This window comes from Type-A symbiont of Plautia stali (assembly GCF_059731155.1).
The window spans coordinates 3298798-3310941 of the sequence record NZ_AP035891.1 but is presented as its reverse complement, the minus strand read 5'-3'; the positions used below and the strand labels follow the sequence as shown (position 1 = coordinate 3310941).

The 12144-nt window shown below is 57.6% G+C and carries 8 protein-coding genes and 9 pseudogenes; 5 read left to right on the top strand and 12 right to left on the bottom strand.

Annotated features, from left to right (window positions below; all coding sequences use genetic code 11):
* Nucleotides 1–159: 159 nt before the first annotated feature.
* The 7 genes and pseudogenes from AC6I8M_RS17650 to AC6I8M_RS17620 all read right to left on the bottom strand — a co-directional run.
* Nucleotides 160–564, bottom strand: coding sequence for a hypothetical protein (locus AC6I8M_RS17650; RefSeq protein ID WP_010616747.1), 405 nt, complete (start codon nt 562–564; stop codon nt 160–162).
* 11 nt (nt 565–575) lie between these two features.
* Nucleotides 576–3375, bottom strand: a pseudogene (locus AC6I8M_RS17645) (conjugative transfer ATPase).
* 41 nt (nt 3376–3416) lie between these two features.
* A complete protein-coding gene (locus tag AC6I8M_RS17640) occupies nt 3417–3791 on the bottom strand; it encodes a TIGR03751 family conjugal transfer lipoprotein (RefSeq protein WP_010616746.1) in 375 nt (124 codons plus the stop codon).
* Entirely contained in the window at nt 3778–4038 is a 261-nt protein-coding gene (locus tag AC6I8M_RS17635; protein WP_010616745.1) for a DUF7446 family protein, read from the bottom strand. Before AC6I8M_RS17635 ends, AC6I8M_RS17640 begins: the two co-directional genes overlap by 14 nt.
* 11 nt (nt 4039–4049) lie before the next feature.
* Nucleotides 4050–4301 (bottom strand): annotated as a pseudogene (locus tag AC6I8M_RS17630) (TIGR03752 family integrating conjugative element protein); the annotation flags it as partial.
* On the bottom strand, nt 4280–4522 hold the full coding sequence (locus AC6I8M_RS17625; RefSeq protein WP_498013829.1) for a DUF2859 domain-containing protein: 243 nt from the start codon (nt 4520–4522) through the stop codon (nt 4280–4282). The gene AC6I8M_RS17625 and the pseudogene AC6I8M_RS17630, both read right to left, overlap by 22 nt.
* Before the next feature lie 21 nt (nt 4523–4543).
* Nucleotides 4544–4802: pseudogene (locus tag AC6I8M_RS17620) on the bottom strand (DUF3577 domain-containing protein); the annotation flags it as partial.
* Between the two features lie 705 nt (nt 4803–5507).
* On the opposite strand from AC6I8M_RS17620, the gene AC6I8M_RS17615 reads away from it, so the two are divergent.
* The 3 genes from AC6I8M_RS17615 to AC6I8M_RS17605 all read left to right on the top strand — a co-directional run bounded on the left by AC6I8M_RS17615 (nt 5508) and on the right by AC6I8M_RS17605 (nt 6596).
* Nucleotides 5508–5849 (top strand): hypothetical protein, encoded by a 342-nt coding sequence (locus AC6I8M_RS17615; RefSeq protein WP_498013541.1) that lies wholly within the window; start codon nt 5508–5510, stop codon nt 5847–5849.
* A gap of 146 nt (nt 5850–5995) precedes the next feature.
* Entirely contained in the window at nt 5996–6325 is a 330-nt protein-coding gene (locus AC6I8M_RS17610) for an RES family NAD+ phosphorylase (protein WP_498013540.1), read from the top strand.
* Entirely contained in the window at nt 6297–6596 is a 300-nt protein-coding gene (locus AC6I8M_RS17605) for an RES domain-containing protein (RefSeq protein WP_022548728.1), read from the top strand. Before AC6I8M_RS17610 ends, AC6I8M_RS17605 begins: the two co-directional genes overlap by 29 nt.
* A gap of 73 nt (nt 6597–6669) precedes the next feature.
* Here AC6I8M_RS17605 and AC6I8M_RS17600 read toward each other — a convergent pair.
* The 4 pseudogenes from AC6I8M_RS17600 to AC6I8M_RS17585 all read right to left on the bottom strand — a co-directional run.
* Nucleotides 6670–8598 (bottom strand): annotated as a pseudogene (locus AC6I8M_RS17600) (2Fe-2S iron-sulfur cluster-binding protein).
* A 59-nt stretch (nt 8599–8657) separates the two neighbouring features.
* Nucleotides 8658–9266 (bottom strand): annotated as a pseudogene (locus tag AC6I8M_RS17595) (glutathione S-transferase family protein).
* Between the two features lie 162 nt (nt 9267–9428).
* Nucleotides 9429–10112: pseudogene (locus tag AC6I8M_RS17590) on the bottom strand (PTS sugar transporter subunit IIC); the annotation flags it as partial.
* Nucleotides 10105–10419: pseudogene (locus AC6I8M_RS17585) on the bottom strand (family 4 glycosyl hydrolase); the annotation flags it as partial. The pseudogenes AC6I8M_RS17585 and AC6I8M_RS17590, both read right to left, overlap by 8 nt.
* Nucleotides 10420–10466: 47 nt before the next feature.
* Between AC6I8M_RS17585 and AC6I8M_RS17580 the strand changes: the two are divergent.
* A pseudogene (locus AC6I8M_RS17580) lies at nt 10467–10679 on the top strand (MurR/RpiR family transcriptional regulator); the annotation flags it as partial.
* 135 nt (nt 10680–10814) lie between these two features.
* Nucleotides 10815–10937, top strand: a complete 123-nt coding sequence (locus tag AC6I8M_RS17575) for a hypothetical protein (RefSeq protein WP_010616738.1) — start codon at nt 10815–10817, stop codon at nt 10935–10937.
* Between the two features lie 106 nt (nt 10938–11043).
* Here the strand turns inward: AC6I8M_RS17575 and AC6I8M_RS17570 are convergent.
* Nucleotides 11044–12131, bottom strand: a pseudogene (locus AC6I8M_RS17570) (tartrate dehydrogenase).
* Nucleotides 12132–12144 lie beyond the last annotated feature (13 nt).

The following is a 12144-nucleotide window of genomic DNA, read 5'->3' as shown; positions in this document are numbered from 1 at the left end:
TTAAATACAAAAACACTTTTGCGTTGTCAATAAAGTAGCTTTGAAAAGGCTCAAACCGAATGAGTCAAAATAATCGCGGGCTCTATGCCGCCCGCACCCGCAGCCTGCCTGTTTGTCAGACAGCCTGAAACCGCTGCATGACAAACAGGCAGGGCCGTTTTAACTGAACACCTCGCCGTCTGTAACTCTGTCGATCTCCTTCAGCACCCATAACATATCGGTGGCATCCGGCACGCAGATGTTCCAGCGCAGACTGCTTTCGAACTCAGTTTCACCAGGCCACAGCGTGTTACCGGTTACCGTTATGAGGATATCCAGTTTTTTCCCGCCTGCATCCGTCAGATGTACCGCTACGCAGCTGCGGCGCCCAACGCGGTGAGGGAAGACTGAAATCAGAACCGGCTTATCAAGACGACTTGTAATCTCGCGCTGCAGTATTTCCAGTGAAACACAGTCGGACTGACCAATTGATGCCGTCCCCTGCGGTGGCACGGTAAAAATGACAGACGCAATCAGCGCCTTGTCCGCTACGACCACTGGCGATGCCATAATCAGTTTTTTCATGGATTCCCCTGTCAGATACTCAGTCCGCGATTTTCATCAAGCCGGCGCGCAACGTGAAACGCAGCCTCAAGTTCACTGCAATTTAATTCGTTCATGATTTGTCGTCTCTCGGCTTTCTCTGGTTTTTCAGTCATCCCCAGCGCCAGGTAAAGACTGGGGGGCACCGCTCGAAAGAGCGTCTGAACCTTTTCTGAAAAAATGACGCCTTCAGTATATTTCCGGGGGACCTTCGTCGCTGAAAGCAGCATTTTCCGCTGTTCAGCTGTCAGCGTCTTGAAGCGGGCAATTTGCTCGACCTCCTGCGGAGGCATTACCAGACAAATCCACCACTCCGCCATGTTCAGCATTTTTTTGCGATATCAGGGAAATCCTCGAGGTTCTGGGTGAAAATCCAGAGCCAAATGCCGAGCTTACGCCACATTTTGGCAATTTTTGTCGCGTAAGGCCCGAGCAACGGATTAGTCGTTACGATATGTCCTTCATCGATGGGCACAATAATATCCCTGTCGCTGTACTGATCGCGCTCAGCGATATTATTGATTGAGTTAAGCAGCGAAATGACCGCAACGGCCATCTGCGCCTCATAGCCCTCACGGGCCAGCGTACCCAGGTCAACGATCGTGACCATCCGCTTCTGGCCACGGGGTGCCGGGACGGTTGAAAAGCTCGCCTTCGAAGCCCTCAGTGAACATCCGCAGCGCCTCGGACATTTCTTCCGCGCGGGAACGCCGTGCCGCAGTTCGCTTTTCCATGCCGTTTTCACCCTGGCTGTTGTCCCGGGCAATATTCTGCAACGCAAACATCAGGTCTTCAGGCAACATCTGCCGGCTTTCACCAAAAGCCGTGCGGGCGGCGATCATGATAGCCTCACGGATCATGCCACGGTCTGCGCGTGTTAATCGTGATTCTTCTGCAGCTTCTCCGCCGGTGATCATCAGGCGGGCGGCAATTTCCATTTCACCGAGTACATCCCGCTCTTCATCCTTATCTTCATCGTCATCAATATCCGGAAGAGCGTCTTCACTGATGATCAGTTCATCCGGTTTTGCCTGCATCAGCAGATGTGAGTCACCGAACGGTGCGAGAGAAATAACTTTACCGGGCTTGATACTGACCCGATGTACGCTCAGGCCTCAGAGAGGCGCAGTAATCACTAAACAGGCCGAAGCTGTTGCCTACCTCTATCAGGAAAATACGGGGGCGATAGATGGCCATCATCAGGGCAAGCTTGACCAGTGCGGTTGCGGACTTGCCGGCACCGGTTGGACCAAACAGCATAAGATGTGCGTTCTGCGTGCGGTCATTTCTGTTAAGCGGATCGACCGAGAGCGGACCACCGCCCCGGTTAAAGAAGGTGAAGCCCGGGTTGCCGGTGCCGGTATCACGACCATAGACCGGTGCCAGGCAGGCAAAATGCTGCACGAACATCAGGCGCGTATACCAGTTATGCCGGTCCTGTGCCGGATTAAAGCACATGGGTAATGCGCGCATGTAGGTGCTGAGCGGACCGATATCATGCTCCGGGTTAACCGGCTCAAGGCCGCAGTTGAGCAGCTTGCTGCTGAGATCAAGATAGCGCTTATCCAGCGATGGAAGATCCCGGGCTTTAATCAGCAGGGTAATGGCAGCCCGATACAGTTTATGTTTATTACCCAGGTAAGTGCGGGCTGTGGCGGCATCCTCGCGCGCGCGCAGGGAGTCCACGTTTTCACCCATTGAATCGCAGCTCAGGCGGGCAAAGTTTTCCTCCAGCTTATCCTGAGGGTGAATGACCAGCGTCAGGGTGAGTAAGGTGCTTTCAGGCAGCAGGTCCATAATGGCATTAATATGTTCACCGCGTTTCACCTCTCCCGTCAGGTGACCTGTTGAGGGAGCATTGCGCAGACGCGCCACGGGAACAGCCTTATGCGCCACGTCATCAAACCACCAGACACCTTTTTCCCCGTCGATGCGCGGGCGGGTGAACCACAGGCTTTCACTAAAATCGTTCAGCAGAGGTAAATCACCCGGCGCATCGTCAGTGTGTTTTGCACAACGATAAAGTGTCGCTTTATCCACCCATTTCGGATCGGGATTGAACCAGCGCAGCAGCCAGCTGTGGATCTGCTCTCCGTTCTGACGCCGGCACTAGATACCCGCACCACTCATTGCAGAGGTCAGACGATCGCAAACCTGTTTAAGCAACACCTCGGGCGCCATCGGGTCGCGATACGGGGATTCAACCCAGCGGTAAATCACCATACGTGTACGTCTGATCTGGCCGCGCCAAGGCGCACCGGTGACGGCATCATCCAGAAACAGGCCCTTTTCGCTGGCCACGTTCTGCAGATGTCGCTCCTGCTCTGTCAGCCAAGCTTCCGTAAATGCCGTCCCCTGAGCATTGGGCTTAACATAACCCCTGATTCCGTCCATGTAGACGGTCAGATCTGACTCGTCCTGGCAGTAAAACTGCACCACCCACTGGTGCGTATCCAGCTCCGGAAGGCTGTCCTGCAGGGCATTTTCCACCACGTCACGAATTTCATCGAGCCGTGAGTCAGGTCGTCCCTCGGTCCCAACCGAGATCACTTCGTAAACGGCGCCGACCGACACGCCGTCATCAAGCAGGATGCACTGGTGCTCAGGAAGATACTCGCCCCACGGGATGTGGTCAATAATGGAAGGCGCAGTATCATACAGCTTAGCTTCATCACGGCGGGTAAGCTGCCCCTCCCGCGTCAGCGGTTCATGCCCGTTAATGGAAAACGGGCCATCTCCATACTGATGCGGTGCCTGCGCTTCGGCCCGACGGCGAAAAAGAGAAAAAGCCATTACACATCCTCCGTGCGCTCACCAGGCAGCGCATACTGCACCTAGCTGTAAAATGGCAAAACGGTGCTGTAGCCTGGCACCGGCGTATTGCCATCGGCCAGGTGCGGGAACACGTACATGACCATGTCGGGATTAGGCAGGCGCGGAAACGTCTGCTGAATTTCGTTTTCTTGCGTGCGGCTGTAGCTTTCGCGCGTCTGCTGAGAAATAACGCGTTCGCTGTCCGTAACCGGACGGCGCAGTGTGGTGCGGCTTTCGCCGGTTGCATGTGTCGCAGAGGCGCCATCATTCCAGAGCTCAAGCATGGTGCTGTCTCCGGGCGGCAGCATCTCGTCTTTTGATGTACTGCAGCCGGCCAGTAATAACGTCAGCGTCAGTGTCAGAGGCAACACCAGGCGGTGTTTAGCGCTGTGCATTCGCATCCTCCATCGTTTCAGCGTCTGTAATGACTGCAGACACACGCATCACCCGACCGTCAGGCAGGGGAAACAGCATATCCGTTTCTTCCCGGGCCAGTTTCTGGCCAACCGCAAACATGGCCCAGTCGGTCACCTCATGGGGAGATCCCTCCCACTTTCCATTATCTTTCCGGACATAACCGGCATACAGGCGCCCACTGAGTGGGGTATACCCCACCCGATACTCAAGGTTGGTGTTTTGCATTTGAATCCCCGTCAGTCCATGCCTGTGCCATTGCCGGCTAGGCTGAAGTCATATTTAACCTTGCGGCCTTTTTCTTCGTAATCGATGGCCAGCTGTCGCGTGATATGCAGCGCTACCTTCTGACCCGGCGGTACATAAATGGCGTCAAATGTCTGTCCGTAGCGGGCTTTTACCCAGTCGATCGTTTCACGCATGCCGCCGGATAACGCCTTACCCAGCACGGCCTGACCCGCATCACCGGTCAGTGAAGAGGTTCCTGCATACGCATGAGATCAGCGGCATTCTGCTGCAGCCAGCGGCGGGATGAGGGATCGTCACCAAGCACAAATACCGGTGGCATCCCCGGCAGGTTTACTGGTCTGGCAGTAACGGCGCCAGGAGACATTTCTGGTGTGCTGACGGGCAGCATATCTGAAATGGAAAGCGACACAGGGGGCGGAGGAAGCGCTGTTGCGGCCGAATCGCCCGCAGGAGCCGCGTTAATTGCGTCGAAGAAAGGTGCGGCATCTACGGTTTTCCGGCAGCGGTTGATAAGGTCCGTTTCTTCCTTACCGGCGACAGTGGCATCAAAGCGCAAATAGCTTGGGCTGTTAGCAAGATCGTAGCGCATTACTTACTACGCTTAGAAAGCCGCCATTGAAGGTTTCAATTCTGCGAATGTTGCTTAGATAACCCAAACCCTTGATGTTGAGATTGAAGTATTCCGCTTTGGTAGACGTGGTGTTGGTGTTTTTTGCGGTGTTGTTGGTAGTGATAGCAGTCATAATGTTTACTCCGGGGGTGGGGAACTAGTGACGTAGAAACATTCATCCCTACCGGATAAAGCATTCCGTCAGAAAACTTAAATAGCTTCGCCGCGCTGACTGGTAAGTACAAAGAACCCCATCAGCAAAGTGATCCCGCAGCAGGCAGCAAATTGCCCACTAAATCTTGAGTACTTTTATCAGCTCATGATGCTCCGCACGACTTAACCTGCTCAGGAGTTTGATGAGTGTTTGGCAAACGTTTAACCCGATCTCATACATCAGATATAGTGTTAATACACTGTAATATAAAGAATAATGTAAACAGCGGTGTCACTCACAACCCCTCCCTCTCTGCCAGAAATTCAAATCAACAATCGATAGCCTGAAGCCATTATTTTGTCATATATTGTAGATATGAGATATATGGTGAAATCAGGAGTCAGCTATGGTCAGTGCGGTTAAATCCACTGAATTTTAAGTGGTTGCGGTGCCTTATGGCAATGTTTCTTACTCAACGAGTAGCGACGGGCATGCCGACATCACCATCTCCGTTCCGGATTTCAGTGGCGCGCAGGAAGAGCTCTATTATGTCCTGAAGCGTCTAGCTTAAGCTTACATCGACGAGGTCGCATTCAGGTCGCGCTGGAGGCCGCTTTTCGTGCGGTAGCGGGGCTGAAAAAGCTCACCGGTAAAAAACGGGACGAAATCCTTCCTGCTGCAAAGATGAAAAGCGCAGGCAGAAGCAAGCCGGCAAGCAGTTCTAACACGGCACGACTTGAGAAGCTGAAGCAAACCATTCTCGATGATGCTGAATGGTTGCCTGCTCAGGAAGTCTCACGTCGCAGCGGCTCGGCAGTGGATATCAAAAATCCCAGTGGTCTACCGAACCGCTGGAAGCGGGCCGATAAAATTTTTGCCATTACTTCTGAAGGCAAAGATCTTTATCCTGCGTACGCGCTGGACGTAGGCGGGCAACCGCTGCCGCAGATGAAGAAAATTATTCAGCTGTTCGGTGAATCAAAAACCCCCCTGGTCACTGGCGGTCTGGTTTGGCTCACCGAATAGCTGGCTGGGAAATCAAAAACCGAAAGATCTTCTTGCCTCTACGCCTGAACGGGTGCTGGAAGCGGCCTCGCGGGCAAAAGAGGGACCGGTACATAAATGAGAAAATAAAAACGCCAGCGGTAAATGACGATCTTACGGCCAGAATAGTGATCTGGCCGAAAGGCAAAACATTTGAGCGGATCCACGCCTCACAATTTGGCGCGGCTGAGTTTAATCCCGGAAAAAGGCAAAGCAGATTTAGTCCAGTCACCGACAACACAGGAAAAAGCATTCCGACGTTATATGGCGGTGAGAATTTGTCAGTTGCACTGATGGAGACAGTTTTGCATGACCTGCCTGTGCCATGTGCGGGTACACCTGTTGAACTGGCGGTGCTGGATAAGCTTGCCCGCAGCCAGCTCTCTCCAAAAAAAAGAAATTCGGCTGGTCGATCTCAATCCACGCTTTATGAAGAAGCACGGTATTTCACAAAGTGAATTACTGGGCTCCGCTGCCAATCATTACGCTGAAACACGTAAGTGGGCAGAAAAGGTCCATGAGGATAATCCAGACGCTCAGGGCATTCGGTGGGCATCGAAACAACATGGCGATAAAGCCATGATGCTTTACGGCGATCGTATCGGCACCGATGATTTTGATCTCACCATCAATGCCGAACCAGCATCTGCATCGTCAGATGTTAATCATGAACTGGAAACGCTGGCCGACGAAATGGCTCTGGTGCTTATCTCGAAAAATCTGACGTAACGGTACGTTCATGTTATGACTGGCTAAATAAGAAAAGCGATGCCCCGGCAAACCGATTTGCCGGGCACTCACATCACAACGCCAGCTGCACCCCCGCGTCCCCGTCTTCGACCTGCGCCGGCACCGTGCAGCAGATTAGCACCTCATCCTGCGCCAGCGTCATGCTCGGCCGGGTGGGGTAAGTCACCGCACCTTTCACCAGTCTGGTCTTACAGCTGCCGCAATGTCCGGCGCGACAGCTGTAAGCCGGGCTCAGGCCGCGCGCTTCGGTCGCCACCGGCGGCAGCGCGGCGGGCTCTGGCACATTCTCCTGCTGACGCTGCAGCGACGACGGACCAAACGCTTCGGCGTGAATACGCGCGTCGGCAATATTCAGGCCGCGCAGTCCGTCATATATCGCCTAGGTGAATGACGGCGGGCCGCACAGATCGTAATCGTTGAAGGGCAGCACCTGCGACAGCAGCGCCATATCGATTCTTCCGGCGACGTCGTAATCCACGCCCGCTTCGGCTTCACCCGGCTGGCTGAGCACGCGCACCAGTTTCAACGCACCTTCGCTGGCTGCCAGCAGCGCATCAAGCTCACGCGCAAACGGGCGTTCGGCCAGGTTACGCGCCGACTGCAGCAAATACACCGGACGCATCCGGCGTTTGCGTCGTCCTTCGTAAATCAGATGACGCAGCATCGCCAGCAGCGGCGTGATGCCGACGCCCGCCGCCAGCAGCACCGCTGGCCGCGTTTCGTTTGCATCAATAGTGAAGTCGCCGGCCGGTGCGCGCACCTCCAGCCGATCGCCGACGCGCAGGGCATCGTGCAGATACTGCGATACGGCGCCTTCACGCTTCACGCTGATGCGGTAATAACCATCCGACGGCGCAACCGACAGCGAATATTGCCGAATCAGCGGTTTAGCGTTGCCTGGCAGCATCCGGCGGATCGGCAGATGCTGGCCCGCCAGATGCGGCAGCACGCCAGCGCCATCATCCGGCGTAAGATGAAACGAGCAAATGTGCGCGCTCTTATCGACAATCTGCGTGATTCTGGATGGTCGCCACTGCGCAGCCAGCTGCTGCGCCTGCAGGCGTTCGCTTGCGGACGGCCAGTCACCGGTCATTAGCGAGGCGGGCGATACACCGTCTGGTTGATCGGTCCAGCGCAGGGCGAGAGCAGCGCGCCGGCGCACGATGCGGCGCGCGCTAAAGCGCCACAGGCGCTCGGCCCCCTGAAACGCCGCGATTTCGGCGGAATCGGTTATCACCGTGGCATCGCCGCTCATCTGCAATACATCGCCGCTGGCGTAGTCGATAAACAGCAGCCCGGCCTTGCCGTTGAGTACGATATTGCCGAGGGTGGAGAAGAACAGGTTGCCGTTGAAGTCCGGAATGGTCAGCACATCATCGGCACCGATGCGCACGAAACCGGGTTTGCCGCCGCGATGAGAAACGTCCACCTGACGGCGCGCCTGGTCGGCATAGGTGGTGACATAAAACGTATCTGCATGCCGGATGGCGGTGCGCGCGGCGTCATCCAGCGTGCTGAGCGTCTCAACCTCGCCCTGATAAGCCCTGCCGGGCGCATGGTCGAAGCGGAAATCGCGCAGCTGAATATAGCGCGGGCAGTTGCCGAAGCTCTGGTCAACCTGCACGCGCAGGCCGCCGCCAATCGCCGTCAGCACGCCGTTCATGCGGTTGCGCCGCCGCGTGTGCAGCTCGATGCCGAGCAGGCCTACCGGCGCGCCATCGGTCATGCCGGCGGCCGCTGGATCGCTGGTGTCAGGACGTGCCGCGATATCCAGCGTGGTGGCGTTGGGCGAGAAGATAAAACCGGGCTGGCCTTTCAGCAGCGTGGCCCAGGCATCACCCTGTGCATCAACGCTGCCGGCAACGATAAACGGCAGCTGCGCGTAAAAGTCACGATGCTGATCGGGCATGTAATCGCGGATCACGCGCTGCCCGACATCGGCCATACGTTCCGCCACCCCCGCCTGCTGCTGCAGCGCAATTTAACCGTCATGTCATACCGGCAGCGTGGTCAGTTTCTCGCCCATGATGCTGGCTCCTGTCAGGCGTGCAGGCCGGCGGCGGTCTGCGGAAAAGGCACAAAGCCGGGCAGCGCTTCAATCCGGCGCAGCAGCTGATTCACCGCAGGGTAACCGGACATCTCGACGTTGCCTTCCGGCGCACCGGCCAAGTAGCTATATAAAGCGATGTCAGCAATGGTGGGATGGTCGCCCACCAGCCACTCACGCTGGCTGAGATGGTTCTCCAGCCGCGAAAGAATCAAATGCGCGCGCCAGCACCTCTTCAGCATTAAATTTGGCACCAAACACGGTAATCAGGCGTGCCGCCGCTGGACCGTAAGCCAGTTCACCGGCCGCCACCGACAGCCAGCGCTGCACTTGGGCGGCGCCCAGCGCATCTTGCGGCAGCCAGTCGCTGCGGTTAAATTTCTTCGCCAGGTACACCAGAATGGCGTTGGAATCCGCGATGTAACGCCTTTGTCTTCCAGCACCAGCACCTGACCGAACGGGTTGATGGCGAGAAACGCCGGGGTTTTATGTTCGCCGCTAGGCAGGTCGACTTCGACCGTTTCATGCGCTATGCCGAGCAGTGACAGCGCCAGCAGTGCGCGGTGAGCGTGGCCGGAGAGTGCTAAATTGTACAGTTTCATCATGCGGTTCCTCAGGTTGTGGCCGGGGTGATCCCGAGCCGTGGCCTAAGGTTCGCACAGCCGTATTGCTGGCAGAATAGCCAGATCTGCGAAGTCATTATTGCAAAAAGTGGAAGGATGCGGCCGGGTGCGCAGCAGGGCGCACCCGGTAGAGGGAGTGGTTCAGGAAGGCACGACGGCGCTGCCGCTGGCGGCCTGCGCCTGCTGTTCGTTCTGCTGCTCTTCGCGCAGCTTCAGGCGATCCCACACGCGGAAAAACGGATAGTAGACCACCAGCGAAATCGTCAGGTTCACCACCTGCAACACCGTGCCGGAGATATGGCCGCCGGTGGCGCAATAGCCGCTGACGAAGATCGGCGTGGTAAAGGGCAGGGCGATGCCGGCCGGCGGCGCCACCAGACCGCTGCTCATTGCCGCCCACGAGACAATCACCAGCAGCACCGGCGTCAGGATAAACGGCAGGAACAGGTACGGGTTCATCACCAGCGGAATGCCGAACACCAGTGGCTCGCTGATGTTGAACAGCGCCGCCGGCGCGGCGATTTTCCCCAGCGGTTTCATCTGGCGGCTGCGCGCGCGGATCAGAATAAAGATCACCAGCCCAAGCAGGGCGCCGGTGCCGCCGGGCGCAATCCATAAATCGTAAAACTGCTGGGTAAAGATGTGCGGAATCGGCTGATTATGCTGAAAGGCTTCGAGGTTTTCACTCATGTTCGACAGCCATACCGGCTGAATGAACACCAGCACGATGGCATCGCCGTGCAGGCCCAGCGTCCACAGAATGCCAATCAGCAGCACCGAGAAAATCATCCCCGGTAGCGTGCCGCCGACGTGGTGCATCGGCATACAGTGCGAACAGCTCGGCTTCCACTTTCATCACCTGTTCGGCGCGCGTTCCGGCCTGGCCGTGCTGCGCTTTCTCCTGCTCTTCGGCCAGCATCTGCGGCGTTTGCCAGTAGTAGCGGTGATAAGGGCAGGGAATCGCCTGCAGCGCCCGCAGAAACGCCGGCGACCACGGCATCTCTTTGATGTTATTCATGGTCAGCGACTGGCCTTCGCACAGCTGCTCGATCACCCCGGCGGTCACGTCCTGGCCGCGGCACAGCACCTGATGCACCCACACCAGATGGTTCAGCCCGGCAAAGCGCAGCGCCACCTCGTCACCAGGTGCGCCAGGTCGGGCAGCAGGAAAGTGCGTTTATGACGGTGATTCGTCAGCGGCAGGCTTCGCTCAGTCAGCAGGAGCAGCGGGTGGCGCGCGCCATTCTGCGTGACGCCGCGTTCGCGGCCTCGGCCACCATTAAACAATTGGCCAGCCGGGCGGAAGTCAGTGCGGCGACCATTACCCGCTTTGCCCGTTCGGTCGGCTGCGACGACATTCGCGATCTGCGTATGCGGCTGGCACGCGCCAGCGCCGAACCAGCCACCGCCAGCCACGGTGCGGTGCCGCAGCTGGCCAGCCTGCATCAGGCGCTGACACAGCAGTGGCAGCAGCTGGATGACAGCCGCTGGCAGCAGGCGGCGTAGGCGCTGCGTCAGGCACGCAGCGTGTTGCTGATCCTCGCGCCGGACACCATCAACAGCAGCGTGCTCAGCGCGGTGCATCACGCTCACATCCAGCAGACCACGGTGATGGCGCTGTGCCCGGCGACGCTGGATCTCGCCAGCTAGGCCAACTACTGGCTGCCGCTGCCGGATGCAGCGCCGGCGCGGCGCTACGGCATCCTGCTGGCGCTGGACTGGCTGGCGGCGGCGCTGTAACGCCACGCCTTTCTACTCAGGCGGTTGCCGCCACCTGAGATTTGGCCTCAATAAACTGCACCAGCGCGCGCGTCACGTCAGCGGTTGTGGCGCTGCCGCCGACGTCCGGCGTCAGAATGCCCGCCGCGCACACGTGCTCGATGCCCTGCATTATCAGCGCGGCCGCGTTGCGTTCGCCCAGATGCTCCAGCATCTGCACCGCGGTCCAGAAGGTGGCGATCGGGTTAGCGATGCCTTTGCCGGTGATATCAAACGCCGAGCCGTGAATCGGTTCGAACATCGACGGAAAACGCCGCTCCGGATCGATGTTGGCGGTCGGCGCGACGCCGAGACTGCCGGCCAGCGCGCCGGCGAGGTCGGAAAGAATATCCGCATGCAGGTTAGTGGCGACAATAGTATCCAGCGATTGCGGGTGCAGCGTCATGCGGTGCGTCATGGCATCCACCAGCATCTTGTCCCACTGCATATCCGGAAACTCCTGCGCCACTTCCGCCGCAATTTCATCCCACATCACCATGCCGTGCCGCTGGGCATTGGATTTGGTCACCACCGTCAGCAGTTTGCGCGGCCGCGACTGCGCCAGTTTAAAGGCGTAGCGCATGATGCGCGTCACGCCGACGCGGGTGAAAATCGCCACTTCAGTGCCCACCTCTTCTGGCAGGCCGCGGTGCGCACGGCCGCCGTTGCCGGAGTATTCTCCTTCCGAGTTCTCGAGCACCATCACCCAGTCAAGATCGCCCGGTCCGCGGTTGCGCAGCGGCGAGGTCACGCATAGCAGAATTTTGGTTGGCAGCACGTTGGCGTACTGATCGAAGCCCTGACAAATCGGCGGCGCAGCCCCCACAGCGTGATGTGATCCGGCACGTCCGGCGCGCCCACCGCGCCAAAGTAGATGGCATCAAACTGCTTCAGGGTCTGCAGGCCATCTTCCGGCATCATCACGCCGTGCTGTTTGTAGTAATCCGAGCCCCAGTCAAAGGTCTGCACGTCAAACTTCAGCTGTTCATCGTGCCGCGTCAGCGCCTGCAGCACCTCAACGCCAGCCGAAATCACTTCCGGGCCAATACCGTCTGCCGGAATCGCGGCAATTTTGTAGTTACGCATAGTGTTCTCCAGT